This window comes from Nocardia suismassiliense, from assembly GCF_900269665.1.
In the GTDB taxonomy this organism is placed as follows: Bacteria; Actinomycetota; Actinomycetes; order Mycobacteriales; family Mycobacteriaceae; genus Nocardia; species Nocardia suismassiliense.
The window spans coordinates 4404379-4424818 of sequence record NZ_LT985361.1 but is presented as its reverse complement, the minus strand read 5'-3'; the positions used below and the strand labels follow the sequence as shown (position 1 = coordinate 4424818).

Below are 20440 nucleotides of genomic sequence, written 5' to 3'. Positions count from 1 at the left end.
TATTAAACACTCGTTCAATCCGCCACAAGGGCCCTGCCCGGAATGTCGTGTCAACAGTCACGGTTTGCTCGGCGCGGCGCGGGCTAATGTCGAGTTATGACTACCGGCACCGCGACGACGGCGGATCACCTACGCGCAGCACTGGACGGACCGTGGGGCGAGATCCGGGAGCAGGCCCGAATCCAGCTCGCGGACGACAAGTTCGCCGGAGACCCCTACCTGGACTACAAGGCCGCTCGGGCGCGGGTGCTCGAGCAGATGCGCGTCATCGCCACCATGGGCTACGCCGAGCGCGGTTTCCGCCGGGAGAACGGTGGCACCAGCGAGCCGGGCGCCGCGGTCACGGGGCTGGAAATGCTGGCTTACACGGATCTGTCGCTGTGGGTCAAAGCGGGCGTGCAGTGGGGGCTGTTCGGCGGGGCGGTGGAGAACCTCGGCACCGAGCGGCACCGCGAATACATCAAGCGGCTGATCTCGCTCGATCTGCTCGGCTGTTTCGCGATGACCGAGTCCGGGCACGGCAGCGACGTGGCCCACCTGGAGACCACCGCGACCTACGATCCGGACACCGAGGAGTTCGTGATCCACTCGCCGACACCCTCGGCGCGCAAGGATTACATCGGTGGTGCCGCCGAACACGCAAGAATGGCAGCGGTTTTCGCGCAGCTGATCACCCAGGGCGAGGGTCGCGGCGTGCACTGCCTGCTGGTGCCGATCCGCGACGAGAACGGTGCCGATCTGCCGGGCGTGACCACCATCGACGATGGGCTCAAGGGCGGCCTGCCGGGTGTCGACAACGGACGCATCGTGTTCGACCACGTGCGCATTCCGCGGGAGAACCTGCTCAACCGGTACGCCGACGTCGAACCGGATGGCACCTACACCTCCGAGATCGAGAATCCGAGCCGTCGCTTCTTCACCACCCTGGGCACGCTGGTGCGCGGGCGGGTCAGCGTCGGCGGTGCGGCCGCGGCAGGGACTCGGGTCGCGCTGAGCATCGCGCTGCGTTACGCGTTGAAGCGCAGGCAGTTCTCCGACCCGGACAGCGGGCAGGAGACGGTGCTGCTGGATTACCGCAGCCACCAGCGGCGCTTGCTGCCGCTGGTCGCCAAGACCTACGCCTTGGCGTTCGCGCAGAACGACCTGGTGCGCCGCATGCATCTCGTGCAGACCGGTCAGGATCTCAACCCGAGTTCGCAGCGGGCGCTGGAGAAGCGGGCCGCCGGTTTGAAGGTCGCGCAGACCCGGCACGCCACCCGCGCCATCCAGGAGTGCCGGGAAGCTTGCGGCGGCGCAGGCTATTTGACCGAGAACCGGCTCGTCGGGCTGAAGGCGGACACCGACGTGTTCACTACCTTCGAGGGCGACAATGTGGTGCTCACCCAGCTGGTCGCCAAGGAACTGCTCACCGCGTACTCCGACGAGGTGCGTGACCTGGACGCGCTGGGCTGGGTGAAGTTCGCCGCCACCATGGCCGGTGACGAAGTGCGCAAGGTGACCGGTGTGCGGCAGCTGATCCAGCGCCTGCGCGACGGTTCCAACGACTCCATCGATGACGGCGATCTCGCCCGGCGCGCGGTGCAGCTCCAGCTGTTCGCCGACCGCGAGGAGTACCTGGTGCGCACCGCGGGTCACCGCCTGCGCGCCCGGGCCAAGGACACCACGCCGTTCGAAGCCTTCAACAACGCCCAGGATCACATCCTCGCTGCGGGCACCGCGCACATCGATCGCCTGGTGCTGGAGGCCTTCATCGAGGGCATCGAGGACATTCAAGACGAGGACGCGCGCGCCCTCGCGGAGACGGTCTGCGATCTCTTCGTCTACTCGACGCTGGAAGAGAACCAGGCGTGGTACATCATGCACCGGTTCATGTCCGTCGAGCGGGCCAAGGCGGTGCGCCGGGGCGTCAACGAGCTCGTCGACCGGCTCCGGCCGGAAGCGCTCACCCTCGTCGAGGGCATGGGCGTGCCGGAATCCATGCTGCACGCCGCGATGCTGGACGACGCGAGCGTGTTCGAGCGAGGCTAGAACACCTCGACTACCCGCGCGCGGTCACGCACTCTTCTCGCGCGGGTAGTCGATGATCTCGTTGCCGCCGAAGGTCCGGCAGACCTCGAACAGCGTCGGCAACTCGTCGATCGCATCCTTGATCACGGCTTCGTTGGACAGCAACGTCTTCACGTCCGACACCGTCTGACTCGAGCCGTTCAGCAGACTGCCGATGGTGTCGCCGACCAGCTGGGTGCCCTGGAAGGTGCGCCAGGTCAGCGGATATTCCAGCAGCGTGTACTGCTGGACGAGCCTGCTCTCCTCGTCCGTGAGCTGGAGCCGGCAGGTGAGATTGAACTCGATGCCCTTGTGCCCGCCGAGCCTGCCCTTGACCGCCGTCTGGCTGCGGTTCACCACCAGTCGCATAACGCACTCCTCGCGTGCTGTGTCGAGACGGCACTCATCGTTCGGTGCCGTCCAGATGAGTGTTGCACCAAGGACTTACGCCGTCTGTCCGCCGAACACCCGACAGCGGCTTCAGGAGGCGGAGGTCGAGCGGCGCGAGCCGGTCGGTGAGCCGGTCTCCCCCGCAATGTCGCGCAGATCGCGCCCGCGGGTCTCGCCGGCCCAGAGGAACGCGCTCGCGGTACAGGCCAGCGTCGCGCACAGCAGCAGCGTGATGGGCACGGTCGACGGAAAGCGTTGCAGCAGTGCCAGACCGATGAGCGGAATCAGTGAACCGCCGACGATCGTCGCGAGTTGGTAGCCCAATGACGCTCCGGTGTACCGCACTTCGCTCGGGAACAGCTCCGCGAAGAACGGCGCCTGCGCGCCCGTCAGCAGGCCGTGCAGGGTCAGTCCGACGGTGATGACCACGGTGATCCGGACCGCACTTCCGCTGTCCACCATGGGCAGCGCACTCAGCGCCCACACCGCGACCAGCACGGCGAGCAGCACGCTGGTCACCCGTCGCCCGAACCGGTCGCCGAGCGCCCCACCCAGCACGATCGCGGTCGCCTGGAAGACCGAGGCGATGGTAATCGCGGTCAGCGCAGTGGATTTCGGCACGTGCACCACCTGGGTCAGATACGCGAGCAAGAAGATGCTGAAGGTGTAATACGTCGCCTTCTCGCCGACGTCGGCCAGCGCCGCCATCAGCACCTGCTTGCGATAACGGCCCACTACGACCCGCAGCGGCGCGTGCCCCTGCCGCGTCGCCCCGCGCCGCTGTGCCGCCACGAAGATCGGTGATTCCTCCACCGCGTGCCGTAGCCAAAGCCCTACCGCGACAAGCACTATCGACAGCAGGAACGGAATCCGCCAGCCCCAGGCCTCGAATTCCGCGTTGGAGACACCGAGTCCGAGCGCGGCGAGCACCCCGGTGGCCAGCAGGTTCCCCAATGGCCCGCCGGTCTGCGGCCAGCTGCTCCAGAACCCCCGGTGCGCCGCCGACCCGTGCTCGGCCACCAGCAGCACCGCGCCGCCCCATTCCCCGCCGAGCGCCAACCCCTGCACCAACCGCAGCAGCACCAGCAGCATCGGCGCCGCGACTCCGATCGTCGCGTAGGACGGAAGGAGCCCGATCGCCACCGTCGCCGCACCCATCAGCATCAACGTGATGGACAAGGTGCGCCGCCGTCCGACCCGGTCGCCGAGGTGGCCGAACAGCACCCCGCCGAGCGGCCGCGCGAGAAACCCCACCGCATAGGTCCCCATGGCGAGCAGAACCCCGACCAACGGATCACCGGCCGGAAAGAACACCTTGTTGAAGACCAGCGCCGCCGCCAGGCCGTAGAGGAAGAAGTCGTAGAACTCGATCGTCGTGCCCGCCACGCTGGCCGCGACCACCCGCGCGAATCGCGCCCCGGAAGTCGCCGCCGGTTCACTCGTCATCACAGCCCCTCGCTCGTGCCGAATTGCCCTGTACGACTATGACTCAGCACGCACCGCCGAGTCCGACATTTCGGCACGGCAACCGCTCACAGCGAGATGGAGGCGAGCTCGATGCCGCGCAACGGTGTGGCGATGACCTGATGTACCCGCGGCGTCCAGACCGCGTGGCCGTGGCCGGACCACAGTGGGGCTACCGGGAGGTCGCGCAGCAGGTGGTTTTCGACGAGGCGGTAGCGCTGACCGCTCTCCGCCGCGGTGGCCGCGGCATCGGCGGCGGCGAGCAGCTGGGTGAATCCTTCGTCGGGGAGGCCCGCGGTTTTCGCGAGGGCGGTGAGGAGTTCATGGGGGCTGGCGGTGCTCGGTGTATAGGTCAGCAGGAGGGGCGCGTCGGTGGGTTGGGTCGCCTGGTCGCCGCGTGATCGGGCGGTCACCTCCAAGGCGAGGGCGGCGCGCAGTTGCTCGGCGAGCGGCTGGGCCCATTGCTCCTGTGCGGCACCGAAATACAGCGTGACCGGCCCGGTGAAGGTGACCTGGCCGAGCAGCGACTTCGCCGCGAGCTGGTCGTGCGTGCACGGCCGGCAGGTGGCGGAACGTTCGCCGGGCGCGATGCCGGGCGGTAGCAGCGCGCCGGCCGGATCGACCTGGTTCGCGAGCGGGCCCGCCGCCAAGGCCGCGCGGTCCAGCGCCATCGCGAACGCATGGCGCGCGGCCGCGTCCTCGAATCGCTTGTCCGACACCGGGAATGCCAGATAGCTGGCTTCCGGCAGTGGCCACATCGCGTGCCGGTCGGCGAAATCCTGGTGCATGGCGTGGTGCCGCGCGCCGGGCACCTCGGTGGCCAGGTCGAGCGAGCCCGCCCGCACCTGGGCGTACTGCGCGACGGAATCGCCGGCCTCGAGCTGGATCTCGCGGACGTTGCCGGCCGCCTCCCCCACCCGCAGGAGTCGGCCGCCCGAGTTCGGCTGCCATGGCTCGGCCAGCCGGAACGGTCCGTTGCCGATCGGATTGACTGCGAAGCCCGCCCAATCCCGAGAAGCCAGCACCGACGCGGGCAGCGGCAGCAACGCCGGAGCAGCCAGCACGGCGGGCACCTGACCGAACGGCCGGTCGAGCACGATCCGCAAGGTGTGCTCGTCCGGCGCGCTGATCTGGTTGGCGCGCAACACTTCGGTGAGCGCGCCCGAGCCGGTCCACCGCTCCGCCGCCACGGTGCGCCAGGTGTCCACGTAAGACTTCGCAGTGACCGGTGTCCCGTCGTGGAACTGGTTTCCGTTGCGTAACTTGACCTCCCAGGTCATCTGGTCCGTGCTGGAGACCGCCTCGGCGGCCCGCAGGGTGGTCGTCCCGGTCGCCGCGTCGTAGTCGACCAGTGGTGTCCACAGCGCGCCGACGATCATCCGGCCCGTCTGGTCCCGCAGATCGGCGGGCAGCAGGCCGGCCGGTTCGCGGACACCGACCGTGATCACGCCCGGCTCCGGGCGCTCCGCCGACGCCGCGCAGCCGGTGACGCCGAGCAGCAGGACGATGAACGCGGCAACAAGGCGCACGCCACGAGCAGCCCACCGGCTATTGCGAGCAGCGGGCCGGTTCGGGCACGGATCACCTGGCATAACAACATCATTCACCGAGCAGCGCGCGAATCACACCGCCGAACCGGGCATCACGTCGACTACCACGCGAAAGTTGCTCCCCAGTTCCCGATCTGGCGACATGGGTATCGCGTGCGGCCTCGCCGACCCTTACAGTGAGGCATCTCGGCGACCAGGAATCCCCTGGTCACGCCTCGCTGGGAGGTAGTTGTGCGCCGCTTGTTCTTCCGGTCGTCCCTGCTGTTGATCGCCGTGACGGCGACCCTCACCGCCACCGCAGTGCCCGCCGTGGCCTGCGGGGAGGAGGACGGCCCACCAGCCGCGGCACGGTCGGCCACGGCGGCGCCTGCCGCGGAAAAGAATGTCAAAGCCGTCGGCAGCGTGCCGGACGCACAGGGTGCGATCTCGCTGCAATTCCTCCAGTACGGCGCCAGGGACGTCATGGTCGTTGCCGGCGAGTTCGGGGTGAAGACCTACGACCTCACCGCCAACCCGGCGGCCCCGAAGCTCATCGGGCAGCTCAATATGCCGGGCATGTGGGAGACCGAGGACACCGAGGTCGATCCGGTGCGCAAACGCGTCTTCCTCGCCAGGGACCCGCGCGCCTTCGGCGGCAACGTCCGCACCGGCGAGTCCGGCATCTACGTGGTCGACCTCGCCGATCCGGCGAAACCGTCCGTGATGAGCTACGTCAAGGTACCCGCGGGTCACACCACCACCTGCATCAACGACTGCCAATACCTGTGGACCGGTGGCCCGGCCAAGGCCGACAGCATGCCCGCCGAGTGGGGCGGTCGCCCGATCTGGGTCACCGACATCAGGAATCCGCGCAAGCCGAAGGTCTTCCCCACCCCGATCGAACTGGCGCGCAACGACGGCAAGACCGACTACGTGCACGACGTCCAGGTCGACCAGACGGGCGTCGCCTGGGCGTCGGGCCGCGGCGGCGTGCGCGGGTACTGGACCGACGGCATGCACAAGGACCCGGTGACCGGCAAAATCCGGATGGCCGCGCCGAACGATCCGGTCCCCTACGCCGGCGGCGGCATCAAGGAGACGGCCGCGCCGTCCAAGTTCATGCACAACAGCTACCGCCCGATCGGCAATCGCGCGAAAGACGGCGGCGGCGGCACCGGCCCCTGGGGCAACGGAAACCTGATCTACGCCACCGAAGAGAGCTTCGTCGACGGCTGCGCCGGTGACGGCGTGCTGGTGATCGCATCCCTCGAAGGGTCCTACAACGGCGAAGGCTGGCGCTCGACCCCGCAAAAACCGTACCGCCTCAACACCATCGGCACCTGGAGCGTCGCCGGCCAAGAAGGCAGCAACCCCGCCTCCGCCGACTGCTCCGCCCACTACTTCGACGTCCAGGACAAGGTCCTCGTCCAATCCTTCTATGCCCAGGGCACCCGATTCCTGGACGTCAGCGACCCCACCAACCCCAAACAAATCGCCTACTACCGCCCCGGCGACGCAGCCGCCTGGGCCCCCTACTGGCACCGCGGCTACGCCTACGTCGCCGACAACAACCGAGGCGTAGACATCCTCCAACTCACCCGCTGACCGACCAGGTACCACGCGGCGTCACCTGCTGCGTGCCGGGCGGCGAATGATCATCCAGGCCGCCCGACACGCGGTCGGCGGGCCGTTGTGCCAGCCCGGATGCGAAGGTCGCGGGGAGGTGACTACGTTCGCGTGCATGGATTCAGACACGCTGCCGGGAGGCGACAGCACGGAGACGCGGGTCGATCATCTCGGTCGGCGGCGGCTGTTCCGGCGCGGGCGGCGCATGCCGGTGGTGAGTCAGGCGGTCGGGAAGCTGGTCGCTGATCGGCCGGCTACGGCGGACACGATCGTGGCGGCGCCTTCGCCGCTGCAACCGATCGACCTCACCGACGACGCGCGGGTGGCGGAGGTACTGGATCTCGCGGTGCGCGTCGGCGAGGTGGTGCTGGCTTCGGGGACGGGCGTGATCGATACGACCACCCAGGTGCGCTTCATCGCCGCCACCTACGGGCTGGCGCGCTGCGATGTGGACGTCACCTACGACTCGATCAGGATCTGGGCCGATCGGGGCCCGCGACTGCCGCCGGCCAGTTCCATGCGGATCGTGACCTACCGGTCGCTGGACTTCACCAGGCTGGCTGCGGTCGACCGGCTGACCCGCCGCATCCGCAACGAGGTGGTCGCGCCGGAGGACGCGCGCGCCGCACTCGACACGATCACCACGGCGCCGCACCCCTACCACCGCTGGACGGCTACCTTCGGCTGGTCGCTGCTGGCCGCGGCGATCGCCGCGCTGCTCGGTGGCGGAATCGTCGTCGCGGCAGTCAGTTTCGTGACAACGCTGGCCATCGACCGGTCCAACCGCGTGCTCAACCGCTACGGATTACCGTTCTTCTTCCAGCACATGGTGGGTGGTGCGATCGCCGCCACCCCCGCCGTCGTGCTCGCCACCCTGGCCGAGCCGTTAGGCATCCAGGTGGATCCGGCGCTGATCATCGCGGCCGGAATCACCGTGCTGCTCAGTGGATTACAACTGGTCGGCGCGGTGCAGGACGGCATAACCGGGGCGCCGATCACCTCGACGGCCCGCATGCTCGAGGTGATGATGATGACCGGCGGCATCATCGCGGGCATCGCGCTCACGCTGCGTATCGGCTGGCTCTTCGGCGCCACGGTGCCGCCGATCCTGACCACACCGGCGGGCGGCATCATCGATCTGCCGGTGCAGATCGTGGCCGGTGCGGTCGCGTCGCTCGCCTTCGCGCTCGCCTGCTACGCCGAGAAACGCGCGCTCACCGCCGCGGCGGGCAGTGGCGCCGCGGGCACCATCTGCTATCTGGTGGTTCAGGAGATCGGGTTCGGCCCGGTGCTGTCCTCTGGTGTCGCCGCAACTGTGATCGGCATGGCCGGTGGTCTCATGGCGCGCCGCGCGCTCACTCCCCCGCTGGTCGTCGCCATCGCAGGCATCACCCCGCTGCTGCCCGGTCTCAAGCTCTACCGCGGACTGTATGCCGTGCTCAACGACGAACTGGTGCTCGGCGCGAATCAGCTGCTGCTCGCCTTCGGCGTCGGCTGCGCGCTGGCCGCCGGCGTCACCCTCGGCGAATGGTTCGACCGTACCGTTCGACGGCCGCGCATCCTGCGCCGCTTCGGCTCGCTGCGCCGGCCGATCGTGCGCCGGATCCGGCCGCGCGGGCGCCGCAGGCCGCCGCCGATCCAATAGCCCATTGAGTGAGGCAGGTACGTGCGCCGCGCACGTGAACCCGGTATGGTCATACGAGTTAGTTAGGGTAGCCATACTAGAAGGCGACCCGCAGGTGCGCGAGTGAGGTGGTTCGCATATGTCGGAGGCAACGCCGTTCTCGAAACAGATCCGTAGCGCGACCGAGCAGCAGCACGCGGAGGCCGAGAACTCGCGGTTCATGAGCGACATGCTCGGCGGGGCGCTCGGGGTCGACTCGTATCACCGCTACACCGGCCAACTCTGGTTCATCTACCGCGCACTGGAGAGCCGCTGGGACACGCTGAGGGAGGACCCGATCGCCGGTCCGTTCATCCGGCCCGAACTGGCCCGCACCGCCGAGCTCGAACGCGACCTCGCCCACCTCATCGGCCCGGACTGGCGCGCCGGACTCGACCCGCTGCCCGCCACCGCCGCCTACGCCGCGCGTATCGACGAGTGCGCCCGGGACTGGCCCGCCGGCTACATCGCGCACCACTACACCCGCTACCTCGGCGACCTCTCCGGCGGACAGGTCATCCGCGGGACCGCCGAGAAGCTGTGGAACCTGCCGCACCGTGGCGACGGCGTCCGCTTCTACGTCTTCGACGGCGTCGGCAACCCGGCCGCGTTCAAGCGCGAATACCGCAGCCTGCTCGACCAGCTGCCGCTCGACGATCTCGAGCGCCGCCGCGTCCTCGACGAGGGACAGCGCGCGTTCGCGATGAACACCGCGCTGTTCCAAGAACTCGCGCAAGAGTTTCCGGCCGCTCAGTAAGCTCCCGCGCCACGGGTCACCGCGCCGATCGTCCGGGCGATGAGCAGTAGATCCAGCACCATGGACCAGTTCTCCACGTACGAAAGGTCCAGTCGCACCGAGTCTTCCAGCGAGAGGTCCGACCGGCCACTGACCTGCCAGAGCCCGGTGACCCCCGGCTTGACCAGCAGCCTGCGCCGCATCTCGCCGTCGTAGCTGTCCACCTCACGCTGCACCTGCGGGCGCGGCCCGACCACGCTCATCTCACCGCGCAGCACGTTGAAGAACTGCGGCAGCTCGTCCAGGCTGAACTTGCGAATGATCTTGCCTACCGGCGTGATTCGCGGATCGTCCTTCATCTTGAAGAAGACCGGATTGCCGCCGTGGCGCGCGATGAGCGTGTCCACGCCCGCCTCCGCCTCGATGTACATGCTGCGGAACTTGATCATCCGGAAGGGCTTGCCGCCCCGCCCGATTCGCTCGGACAGGTAGAACACCGGTCCCGGACTGGTCAGTTTCACCGCCAGCGCGATGGCCAGCATGGTCGGCGCGATCACCACCAGCACCGCGGCCGCGAAGCACATGTCGAACACCGCCTTGCCGGTCGACTTGGCGCGGTCGTATTGCGGTTTGGCGATGTGCAGCATCGGCACACCCGCGACGAAACGATTCGTCAGCCGCGTGCCCGCGATATCGACGACGCCGGGCGCGACGATCAGTTCGACGCCGAGCGGGTCGAGTTCCCAGGCCATCCGCCGCAGTTCGACCGGGCCGAGGTGATCGGTCGCGGTGACCGCCACGGTGTCGGCGCCGCTGCGGCGCACCGCGTCGAGCACCGTGCGGTCGCTGCCGACCACGGAGAACGTGTGCCCCGAGGGTTCCCGGATGTACTCGGTAATCTCGTTGAGCCCGTTCGGAATACACACCCCGACCACCCGGTAGCCCGAGGCCGGGTCGCGGGCGAAGGCATTGGCCATCGCCTGTGCCGCCTCCGCGCAACCGACGACGAGGACCGAGGTCCGGTACTCCCCCCGGGCGCGCAGCTGCCGTGCGTGGATTCGCCACAGCAATCTGTTGAGCATCAGCCCGAACAGACCGAGCGGTAGTGCAATCGCCAAATAGCCACGAGCGAACTCGATCTGGAACACCAGCGACAAGATCGCGAGCACACCGAACAGTCGCAGCGTCGCGGCGACCAAGCGCCGGTACTCCTCGCTGCCGCTGCCCACCACCTGCGGTGAGCGGGTGTTGCCCACCGCGAGGAAGCCGGCCCAGCTCAGCGCGAGCACGCCGGAGACGACCGTGTACCCCACTTCGTAGGGCAGGTGCCAGGCCAGCGGCGGCGCGGCGGGCCCGCCGAACCGGATGATCTGCGCCAGCGCCACCGCAACCACGATCACGGCGAAATCTGTTGCGCCTATCCGTTTTACATACTCGGCCTGCCATCGTTCACGCTCGGAGCGCGGCATGCTGTGCGGCGATCGACGATAGTCCAGATCGTCGTCGTCGGCGAGCTCGTAGCTCATGGAAACGCACCTCCCCCTAGGAGAGAAAAAAGAAAGCCCCCCGATCTGCGTTGACCGGTCCCCGCGACATCATCCTGACGCCTCGGTGTCCCGTCCTTCGGCGGCCAGAGCCCGATTGTTACAGAACACAATCCGTTTCACATGTCGAATCATCAGGGCCGCAAAGTGTTCCACGTGGTAGCCGACAGGGTAACGGTCGGTTTTCCGCCCCGGTATGTTTCGGGCGTTCGGCGGCACAGGAGACCAGGTCGCGAACCTTCGCTATCCGCAGGCGAATTCATCCGATGGGGGCGGAACCACCAAGCAACCCGGTAGCCATCCGGAAGCTACTCGTCGGAAACAGGGGAAAATTACCGGAAATTACTTTGAGACCAGCCGATTTCAGCTACGACACGCGGGGCATTCGTTGTAACGTCTCACTGCATCGGGTCGACTTCAGGGGTGCGCCGGCAATGCGCCGGAGGTACGGCTCTCGGCAGAAGGTGGGCTTCGTTGTTATGTCGACTGTGTGATTCCGAGCGCTTGACGAGCGTGCTCGATTTGGGAGCGACGCCGCCGTGCGAGAAATTTCTCGCACCGGACGAACTCGACCTTCCCGAACCAACCTACCCGCTGCATCTCCGGCTGTGCACGGACTGTCTGCTGTTGCAGATTCCGGCGTTGATCACTCCCGCGGACACGTTCACCGAGTACGCGTATTTCTCGTCGTACTCGGACAGCTGGGTGCGGCACGCGCAAACCTTTGTCGCACAGGCGATCGACCGGCTCGGCCTGACTGCGCAATCCTTCGTCGTCGAGGTGGCGAGCAACGACGGCTACCTGCTGCGGCACGCGGTGGCGGCGGGCATCCCCTGCCTCGGCGTGGAACCCTCGGTGAACGTCGGCGACGCCGCGCGGGCGGCGGGCGTACCCACCGAGACCACCTTCCTGGACGAGGACTCGGCCGCGAAGATCCGTGCGGCACACCGGCCCGCGGACCTGGTGGTCGCCAACAACGTGTACGCGCACGTGCCCGATCTGCGCGGCTTCACCAGGTCGCTGCGCGAGCTGATGGCCGACGACGGCTGGCTCTCCATCGAGGTGCACCACGCGCTGAACCTGTTGCGACTCGGCCAGTTCGACACGATCTACCACGAGCACTTCCAGTACTACACCGTGCATTCGGCGCAGCGGGCGCTGGCGTCCGCCGGTCTGTCGGTCGTCGATGTCGAGTTGCTGGACACCCATGGCGGCTCGCTACGCCTGTGGGCCCGCCCGACGGCGCTCGGCGCCACGCCGGCCAGCCGGGTAGCCGACGTGCTCCGGCTGGAACGGGATGCGGGGCTACATCAGGTGGACGGCTACACCCAGCTGCGCCCGCGCACCGAGACGGTCCGCCACGACCTGCTGCGTTTCCTGCTCGACCAGCGCGCCGCGGGCAAACGCGTCGTCGGCTACGGCGCACCGGGCAAGGGCAACACCCTGCTCAACTACTGCGGCATCCGCACCGACCTGCTCGAATACACCGTCGACCGGAATCCGTACAAGCACGGACGCTTCACCCCGGGCACCCGGATCCCGATCTACGCACCCGACCGGATCGAGCTCGATCGTCCGGACGTCGTGCTGGTGCTGCCGTGGAATCTCGAAACCGAGATCACCGCGCAACTGCGCCACATCGCCTCGTGGGGAGCCGAATTGGTCTACCCGCTTCCGGCACTGCATCGTGCCGATCTCACCAGTCACAACGAAGTGAACAGCGCTACACATTCAGGAAAGACAGGGAGGGGAGCGCGATGAAGGTTGTGCTGTTCTGCGGCGGATACGGCATGCGGATGCGTGACGGGACCGATGACATGATTCCGAAGCCCATGCAGCTGGTCGGCCCACGACCGCTGCTGTGGCATGTGATGCGTTATTACGCGCACTACGGGCACAAGGAATTCATCCTGTGCCTCGGCTACGGCGGTCTGCACATCAAGAATTTCTTTCTGACCTACCAGGAATCGGTGTCCAACGACTTCGTCATCAAGGACGGCCGGGTAGAAATGCTGCGGTCCGATATCAGCGACTGGCAGATCACCTTTGTCGACACCGGCGTGGAATCGCCCATCGGCGAGCGGCTGCGCCGGGTCCGCGAACATGTCGGCAGTGACGAGCGTTTCCTGGCGAACTACGCCGACGTGCTCACCGACGCACCGCTGGACGACATGATCGAGAAGTTCACCGAGTCCGGCGCGGCCGCGTCGATGATGGTGGTGCCGCCGCAGTCGTCGTTCCACTGCGTGGACATGAAGCCGACCGGCGAGGTCAAGGAGATCATGCCGGTGTCGCGAATGCCGTTGTGGGAGAACGGCGGTTACTTCGTGCTGAACCAGGAGATCTTCGATCTGCTGCCGCCGGGCGGCGATCTGGTCGCGGACGCGTGCGGCACGCTGGCCGGGCAGGGCCGGCTGTACGGCTATCAGCATCTCGGCTTCTGGAAGCCCGCCGACACGTTCAAGGAGCGCGCCGAACTCGACGCGGGCTACCGCAGCGGCGACCGGCCCTGGATGGTCTGGGAGCACGCGTGATCCGACTCGGCGTCGGAGCGGTCGCCGAGATCGCGGTTCTCGGCGCGCACTGCGACGACATCGCCATCGGCATGGGCGCGACGCTGCTGACGCTGGCTCGCGCACACCCGGGTCTGCGGGTGCGCGCCCTGGTCCTGTCCGGCGGCGGGACCGCACGGGCGGACGAGGAAAGCCTTGCGCTGGAAGCGTTCTGCCCGGGTGCCGAGGTCGATCTGACCGTGCTCGACCTACCCGACGGCCGGGCCCCGGCCCACTGGGACCGAATCAAGGACGCGCTCAACACCTTTCGCGCCACGACCGAACCTGATCTGGTCTTCGCCACGCAGCGCGGCGATGCCCATCAGGATCATCGGTTGCTGGCCGAGTTGGTGCCGACCGAGTTCCGCGATCACCTCGTGCTCGGCTACGAGATCCTCAAGTGGGAGAGCGACACTCCCGCGCCCAGCGTGTACCACCGGCTCACCGCGGCGCTCGCCGAGGAGAAGGCCCGGCTGCTACTGAAGCACTATCCGTCCCAGGCCCACCGGGACTGGTTCGACGAGCAGGCGTTCACCGGCCTGACCCGGCTGCGCGGCGTGCAATGCCACGCCGGGCACGCCGAGGCTTTCGTGCTCGACAAGGCCGTCATCGATTTCGGAGGTTCGTAAGCCATGCGGGTACTCGTCACCGGACACCAGGGGTATCTCGGCACCGTCATGGTGCCGGTCCTGCGGGCCAATGCGCACGAGGTGGTCGGCCTGGACGCCGGCTTCTTCGCCGACTGCGTCCTCGGCGACCTGCCGGGCGATCCGCCCGGCCTGGCCGTGGACCTGCGCGATGTGACCGTCGACCAGCTGCGCGGCTTCGACGCGGTCATCCATCTCGCCGCGCTGTCCAATGATCCGCTCGGCGCGCTGGCGCCCGAGATCACCTACGCCATCAACCATCACGCGTCGGTGCGGTTGGCCCGGCTCGCCAAAGAGGCCGGGGTGCGGCGGTTCTTGTACGCCTCCACCTGTTCGGTCTACGGCGCCGCGGGCGCGGACCTGGTCACCGAGGACGCACCGTTGCGTCCGATCACCCCGTACGCGGAGAGCAAGGTGCGGGTCGAGGACGATGTCGCCGCGCTCGCGGACTCCGGCTTCTCCCCCGTATTCCTGCGCAACGCAACGGCATTCGGCTTCTCGCCACGGTTGCGGGCCGACATCGTGCTCAACAACCTGGTCGGCTACGCCACGCTGACCGGCGAGGTGAAGGTGCTCTCCGACGGCACGCCGTGGCGGCCGCTGGTGCATGCGCGCGATATCGCGTGGGCCTTCGCCAACTGTCTCACCGCTCCCCCGGCGGCAATCCACTGCCGCGCCTTCAACATCGGCACCGAGGCCAACAACCTCACCGTCGCCGATATCGCGCAGGCGGTGGTGGCGGCGGTGCCCGGTTCTCGGCTGAACATCACCGGCGAGAGCGGCGCCGACCCGCGCTCCTATCGCGTCGACTTCTCGGCTGCCCGCGCCGCCATCGGATTTCGCGCGCTGTGGACCGTGCAGGCCGGGGCGGACGAGCTGTTCCAGGAGTACACCGCGCGTGGCCTCACCTACGACGACTTCTTCCAGAAGTTCACCCGGCTGCCGCACCTGGAGAAGCTACGCGACAGCGGGGTGCTCGACGGGTCGATGCGCCGGATACAGCCCGGACCCGCTCGTGTTCCAGCCACCTAGGCCGGCGACACCGGCACAGCGCCGACGGCGGTCGGCCACCGTGCCATGCCTGCGGCCCGCACCGGCGCACAACGAAAGGGCCGGTGATGGTTCCCCTCGATAGCGGCCGCCCCTGCCGGGGCTGCGGGGGCACCGAGCTCAGGACGGTGCTCGATCTGGGTATGGTCCCGGCCGCGGACTACTTCCCGCCGGTGGCCGCCCCGGTCGGCCTCGCCGAGACGGCGCATCCGCTGCGCATGGATCAGTGCGCGCGCTGTGCGCTCGCGCAACTGGCCGAGGACGACACCCGAACGCAGGAACCACGCGGCATCGAGCCCGCGGCGTTGCGCGAGCAAGCGGCCGACGCCGTCACACGGGTCGCCGAATCCGGTCTGCTGCACGGGAACACCGTGCGCGAGTTCGGCAGCCCGCACGGCGGCACCTGGGTGCCGCTGCTGACCGAGCGCGGCTACACCCCCGCCGACGGTGTCGCCGATGTGGTGCTCGACTGCTTCGGCCTCATGCACGAACCCGACCAGCGTGCGGCGTTCGCCGAGCGGGCGGCGGCCACCGCGCCCGGCGGCCTGCTGTTGATCCAATTCCACTCGCTGGCCACCATCGTCGCCTCGCGTCAATGGAACGCGTTGCGGCACGGGCACTTTGCCTACTATTCGCTGTCCGCGCTGAGCCGATTGCTGGCCGCCGCGGGCATGAGTGTCACCACCGCGTGGCGGTTCGACCTGTACGGCGGCACCGTGCTGGTCGGTGCGCGCCACGGCACGCACCGCCCCGACGCGGCGGTGCGCGAAATACTCACCCAGGAGTCCGCCTACACCGAGGTCGCCGCCGTCCGCGGCCTTCAGCAGGCTGCCGACGCGCATGCCGAGGCACTGCGCCGCTGGCTCACCAGGCATGCCGCACAGGGTGATCGGGTGTTCGCCTACGGCGCGGCCTCGCGTGCGGTGGCGCTGTTCAGTCTGGCGGGTGTCGATCGCGGGTTGATCGCCGCCGTCGCCGACGCGTCACCGGCCAAGCAGGGGCGCCGGATGCCGGGCACCGACGTGCCCATCATCGCGCCCGACGAACTGGTCACGGCCCGGCCGGATCTCGTGCTGCTGACGCTGCCCGATCTGCTGCCGGAGGTCCGCGCCCGCTACCCGGAACTGGACGGCTGCTGGATCGTCGACGACCCGGCCGACACCACCGTACGAGGAGGCTGAGTTGCTCCGAATTCGCTGTCCTCCAGCGCATTCTCGCCCGCTTGCTCGATGCGCTTGATCTGACATGATTCGATTTACCGAACACCTGATCGCCACAGATGATCGATGAGTTCTTCGCTCCCGCGTGTCGGGGAGCGGGCGTCGAGCGAACGACCACGCTCGGCCAGGTGTGTGTGCAGAGGGGACAAAACTGATGAGGGATATCACGCAGCAATGCAGCCGTTGCGTTCGTATGTTCGCGATCGCCACCGTGGTGGCGTCGGGGCTGGCTTTGGGAATAGGCACCGCGGGAGCGGTCGTCGACAGCAGTAACCAGATCGTCGATCAGAAGGATCGTTCGATCGAGGCGATTCAGTCCGACACGCGGATCGACTTCGTGCCGCCGCTGGACGGAAACGCGTTGACCCGCGAGTGGTTCCACAATGGCGAGGCGGCCTACAAGATCGCCGGGCCGAACGCCGAGGACTGGCGCGGGCACATCACCATCGGCTACCAGGTCGGCTATCCGGCGACGCTGACCGGGCGGTTGAAGTTCAACTACTCGACGCCGGGTCTCGGGGTGGACCTCGGCAGCGACGGCGCGACCTTGAAGCTGGAGGGGCTGATCCCCCGGGCCGGCGTCGAGATCGAGGTCGGCTTCGGCCCCGGCATCCAGACGGTGGAATGCGCGGGCGGCGATGTTTCCGGCGCCGCAGGCTTCCTGCGCATGTCGGGCTTCCACGGCACCGTCACCGGTGTGGTCGGGCAGACCACGATCCGGCCGTTCGTCAAGGTGGTCAGTTCCAGTGGTGACGCCGTGTACACCTATGGGCGGCTCTGGTCGATCTGAGATGATCGCGATCAGGTGATCGTTCAATATAGAAGCCGCCCCGCAGTGCGGGGCGGTTTCTATATTCCTCGGACGTGCTCAGACCACTGATCGGACGCTGTTCAGACCAGTAGATCCGGCCGGTTCCGCACGGTGGCCACCGTGCGAACTCGCAAGCGGTACAACGCCGCCCGCGCCAAGCGGGTATCCCCCGCCAGCACGTCGCCGCGGCTCACCAGGTACGGATAGTCGCCCGCGATGCGGTGATGGAACCGGTACATGTCGGTCAGTTTGCTCACCGTCGAGGTGCGGCTGCACAGGTTGAACGACGAATTGCGCCAGGCCGCAAGGATTTCCGACATCCCGAAGAACGCGCCGAACGAGGACACCCTGGCGAACAGGTCGACGTCCATCGGGAACACCAGATCGCCGCGCAGCCCGCCGACCAGGTCGAAGTGCTTGCGGTAGAACATCGCCGCTGCGGTCGGCCCGAAATCGGCCGGGCCGCGCCGCACGATCACTCTGGCCAGGGCCCGCGCGGTCTGCTTGCCGAGCAAGCCGGCCAGCCCCAGGCCGGTTTCGAGCACCTCGCCCGCCTCGTCGATCACCTCGAAACGACTCGACGAGATGGCGATCGACGGATCGCCTGCCATCACCGCGAGCTGCGCGGCCAGCGCACCGGGCCGCAGCACGTCGTCGGCACAGACCACCTTGATCAGGTCCCCGGTCGACGCGGTGATCGCCTTGTTCCAGTTGTCCCCGATCGGCAGCACGGTGTCGTTGCGCAGCACGCGAATTCGCGAATCGTCGATCGAATGCGCGATATCACCCGTCTCGTCGGTGCTGGCGTTGTCCAGCACCAGGAGTTCGAAGTCCACGTCCTGGTCGAGCACCGAGCGCAGTGTCGTGGCCAGCGTGCGTCCCGAATTGTAGGCAGGCACGCAAACCGACAAACTAGCCATGATCTATCCCCCTAGCTGATGGCCCGGCCGCACCGGTCCGCTTTCCACCAGCCGGAAGACCCGTTCGAGCCCGGCCCGGCTGGCGTCGATCTGCTGGACAGCTTTCTGCTGCAACGTATCCCGCACTGTCGGCGCTTCGGACCACGACTCTTCGACGGCCGCGGTCAGCGTCCGGTCCAGTGCCGGGTCGTCGAGGTGCACGATCCGCAGTCCGGTGCCGAACATCTGGCGCAGCCCGTGGAACTTGTCGTCGTAGTACTCCGAGGCGGTGATGCCGACGGCCGGAATGCCTTGGGACAGCGCGAAAACCGCGAGATGGTAGGCGCTGGTGACCAGCACCCGGCAGCCCGCGACCTGACGCGCGACATCCTCCGGCGTGCCGCCACGGCCGATGGCAGGCCTGGCGCACTCCGCTCCGGCGAGCAGCGGCAAGGTAGATAGTCGATCCTCGGAGGCGTATTCGGAGATGATCAGCGGCACCACCCCGGCGTCGAGCCGGCCGGCGCACGCGCGGACCACCCGGCCGAGCGTGGCCTGCGCGGCCGCACTGACCCGCGAATAGTCGGCCACCCGCAGGCACAGCCCGATATCCGCGCCGATCCTGGCCTGCCGCAGGCGGTAGCCGAACTCGATCGCGTCGTCACCGGTGACCAGCACCCGCTCCGGGGCGACGCCGAAGCGCGACAACAGTTCCGGGCCGCGCCTGGCTTCGCGCAGCGCCACGAAATCGACGCCGGGCAACACCTCCGCCGCGCGCCGGACCAGCGCCGGATCACGCAGCGGCCCGAGGCCCTGGCCGACCAGGGCCGTCGGAATGCCGCGCGACCGCGCGTGTTCGAGCAGGTTCAGCGTCCGGTGCGCCTGATAGCGGTCGACGTCGGTCATGTAGCCACCGCCCAGGGCGAGCACCAGGGAGGCTTGCTCGACGGCGGCCGGGATCTCCACCGGAAACTCGGTCTGCTCGGGTGTCGCGACGTGTTCGGTGCGGCCGGGGCCGTCGGCGCGGCGCCGGGCGGCCGAGCGCAGCGCCCGCAGCCGGTCCTTCGGCCCGTCGGTCGCGGCCCGCCAGCGCAGCGCCGCCGGACCGACCAATCGTGTTCCGGCCGTACGGGTTAGGCGGCCGGGCCAGCCGTCGCGGCCCCAGCCCCAGTCGGGCCCGCACAGCGGTTCCGCCTCGGGCAGCAGTGCCTGCAAGATGCCGGGTTGATGGGTGAGCACGCCGATCCTGGCGCGCGGCCAGCGCGCCCGTAACCGCTCGACGGTCACCGCCATCATCGCGATGTCGCCGCGGTTACGCAGCCAGTACTCACCGTTCTCGACCAGCACTCGGATATCGCCCTCGGCGATAGCGGCGCGCTCGGCCTCGGAACCTACGGTCCCCACTGTCCATGTCCTCCCGCCAGTCCCCCGCGGGTCGGTCCGTGCCGAGCACGAACTCGTTGTGAAATCTACCTCACGCTATGCATCGCGGCTACCGGACCGAGGGTTACCCGCCAGCGCCGAGCTACTTACTCCGTTGCGCGCGAAGCCGCTTCGTGCCGACCGGATTGTTTGCTTATCCGCCCGGTGTAGAGCGCGCCGAGCGACGCACCGGCGAATGCCGTGCAATAGTCCACCAGCTCGTCCATCGGCACGGTCACCCGCCCGCCCTGCTTCTCCACCAGGACCCGCTCGAGCATGCCGACGACCGAGAGCGCGTAGATGTCGACCAGTTCGGCGGGCGGTCGCGCTTCGGGTCTGGCCTCGGTGGCGGTCGCGGCCACCAATCGCGCGAATCGCCACAGTGCCTCGCGCATCCGATTTTCCGCGCCCGCGCCGGTGGGCTCCACGAAGACGATGCGCAGTGTGCGCGGGTCCTCGGCCAGCGCGGTCAGGTAGGTGCCGATGCCCGCACGCAACTTACGGGTCCCCTCGGCGGGCACGGCGCCCACGGCATGGGCGACCGCCTCGAACAGCTCATCGATGACGCGGTCGAAGACCGCGGCGAACAATTCCTTCGTGCCGCCGAATGATTCGTAGAAGTACCGGTCGGTGAGCCCGGCGGCCCGGCACAGGTCTTTGACGCCGGTCGCCGCATAACCCTGGGTACCGAACAGTTCCAAGCCGGCGTCGAGCAGTTTGCCGCGCCGCGCGGCGACCCGATCCGCCGCGCCGACGCCGCCGTAGGGCCGCACCGGTCGGCGCTGTTTGGCGTCGCCACTCATCGCTGGACCTTTCCCGTCATCTCCGCATTGTCTCCCAT

Annotated in this window: 17 protein-coding genes; 10 read left to right on the top strand and 7 right to left on the bottom strand. The window is 68.1% G+C overall.

What is annotated here, in order from left to right; genetic code table 11:
* The first annotated feature begins 96 nt into the window (after positions 1-96).
* Positions 97-2028, top strand: coding sequence for an acyl-CoA dehydrogenase family protein (locus DBO33_RS19805; RefSeq protein ID WP_107656377.1), 1932 nt, complete (start codon positions 97-99; stop codon positions 2026-2028).
* 24 nt (positions 2029-2052) lie between these two features.
* Here the strand turns inward: DBO33_RS19805 and DBO33_RS19800 are convergent, their stop codons facing one another.
* From DBO33_RS19800 to DBO33_RS19790, 3 genes are all read right to left on the bottom strand, one after another.
* Positions 2053-2415: a hypothetical protein gene (locus tag DBO33_RS19800; RefSeq protein ID WP_107656376.1), complete on the bottom strand. Its 363-nt coding sequence runs from the start codon at positions 2413-2415 to the stop codon at positions 2053-2055.
* Positions 2416-2526: 111 nt separating this feature from the next.
* A complete protein-coding gene (locus DBO33_RS19795; protein WP_107656375.1) occupies positions 2527-3882 on the bottom strand; it encodes an MFS transporter in 1356 nt (451 codons plus the stop codon).
* An 86-nt stretch (positions 3883-3968) separates the two neighbouring features.
* On the bottom strand, positions 3969-5492 hold the full coding sequence (locus DBO33_RS19790) for a peptide ABC transporter substrate-binding protein (RefSeq protein ID WP_107656374.1): 1524 nt from the start codon (positions 5490-5492) through the stop codon (positions 3969-3971).
* 189 nt (positions 5493-5681) lie between these two features.
* On the opposite strand from DBO33_RS19790, the gene DBO33_RS19785 reads away from it, so the two are divergent.
* From DBO33_RS19785 to DBO33_RS19775, 3 genes are all read left to right on the top strand, one after another.
* Positions 5682-7034 (top strand): LVIVD repeat-containing protein, encoded by a 1353-nt coding sequence (locus DBO33_RS19785; protein WP_199856696.1) that lies wholly within the window; start codon positions 5682-5684, stop codon positions 7032-7034.
* Between the two features lie 226 nt (positions 7035-7260).
* Complete coding sequence (locus DBO33_RS19780; RefSeq protein ID WP_199856990.1) at positions 7261-8700, top strand: threonine/serine exporter family protein; 1440 nt, start codon at positions 7261-7263, stop codon at positions 8698-8700.
* A gap of 118 nt (positions 8701-8818) precedes the next feature.
* On the top strand, positions 8819-9475 hold the full coding sequence (locus tag DBO33_RS19775) for a biliverdin-producing heme oxygenase (protein WP_107656372.1): 657 nt from the start codon (positions 8819-8821) through the stop codon (positions 9473-9475).
* Here DBO33_RS19775 and DBO33_RS19770 read toward each other — a convergent pair.
* Positions 9469-10980, bottom strand: a complete 1512-nt coding sequence (locus DBO33_RS19770) for a sugar transferase (RefSeq protein WP_107656371.1) — start codon at positions 10978-10980, stop codon at positions 9469-9471. The two genes, DBO33_RS19775 and DBO33_RS19770, sit on opposite strands and share 7 nt — an antisense overlap.
* Positions 10981-11472: 492 nt before the next feature.
* On the opposite strand from DBO33_RS19770, the gene DBO33_RS19765 reads away from it, so the two are divergent.
* From DBO33_RS19765 to DBO33_RS19740, 6 genes are all read left to right on the top strand, one after another.
* Positions 11473-12759, top strand: coding sequence for a class I SAM-dependent methyltransferase (locus DBO33_RS19765; RefSeq protein ID WP_107656370.1), 1287 nt, complete (start codon positions 11473-11475; stop codon positions 12757-12759).
* Positions 12756-13532, top strand: a complete 777-nt coding sequence (locus tag DBO33_RS19760; RefSeq protein ID WP_107656369.1) for a glycosyltransferase family protein — start codon at positions 12756-12758, stop codon at positions 13530-13532. The genes DBO33_RS19765 and DBO33_RS19760 overlap by 4 nt, the downstream gene beginning before the upstream one ends.
* Complete coding sequence (locus DBO33_RS19755; RefSeq protein WP_107656368.1) at positions 13529-14179, top strand: PIG-L deacetylase family protein; 651 nt, start codon at positions 13529-13531, stop codon at positions 14177-14179. The genes DBO33_RS19760 and DBO33_RS19755 overlap by 4 nt, the downstream gene beginning before the upstream one ends.
* A 3-nt stretch (positions 14180-14182) precedes the next feature.
* A complete protein-coding gene (locus DBO33_RS19750) occupies positions 14183-15229 on the top strand; it encodes an NAD-dependent epimerase/dehydratase family protein (protein WP_107656367.1) in 1047 nt (348 codons plus the stop codon).
* Between the two features lie 86 nt (positions 15230-15315).
* Positions 15316-16428, top strand: coding sequence for a class I SAM-dependent methyltransferase (locus DBO33_RS19745; protein WP_107656366.1), 1113 nt, complete (start codon positions 15316-15318; stop codon positions 16426-16428).
* 193 nt (positions 16429-16621) lie between these two features.
* On the top strand, positions 16622-17257 hold the full coding sequence (locus DBO33_RS19740) for an MspA family porin (RefSeq protein WP_107656365.1): 636 nt from the start codon (positions 16622-16624) through the stop codon (positions 17255-17257).
* A gap of 101 nt (positions 17258-17358) precedes the next feature.
* Here the strand turns inward: DBO33_RS19740 and DBO33_RS19735 are convergent, their stop codons facing one another.
* The 3 genes from DBO33_RS19735 to DBO33_RS19725 form a co-directional block, all read right to left on the bottom strand.
* Complete coding sequence (locus DBO33_RS19735; protein WP_199856695.1) at positions 17359-18198, bottom strand: glycosyltransferase family 2 protein; 840 nt, start codon at positions 18196-18198, stop codon at positions 17359-17361.
* A gap of 3 nt (positions 18199-18201) precedes the next feature.
* Positions 18202-19581, bottom strand: a complete 1380-nt coding sequence (locus tag DBO33_RS19730; protein WP_107656363.1) for a polysaccharide pyruvyl transferase family protein — start codon at positions 19579-19581, stop codon at positions 18202-18204.
* A gap of 125 nt (positions 19582-19706) precedes the next feature.
* Entirely contained in the window at positions 19707-20402 is a 696-nt protein-coding gene (locus DBO33_RS19725) for a TetR/AcrR family transcriptional regulator (protein WP_107656362.1), read from the bottom strand.
* Between the last annotated feature and the right edge of the window lie 38 nt (positions 20403-20440).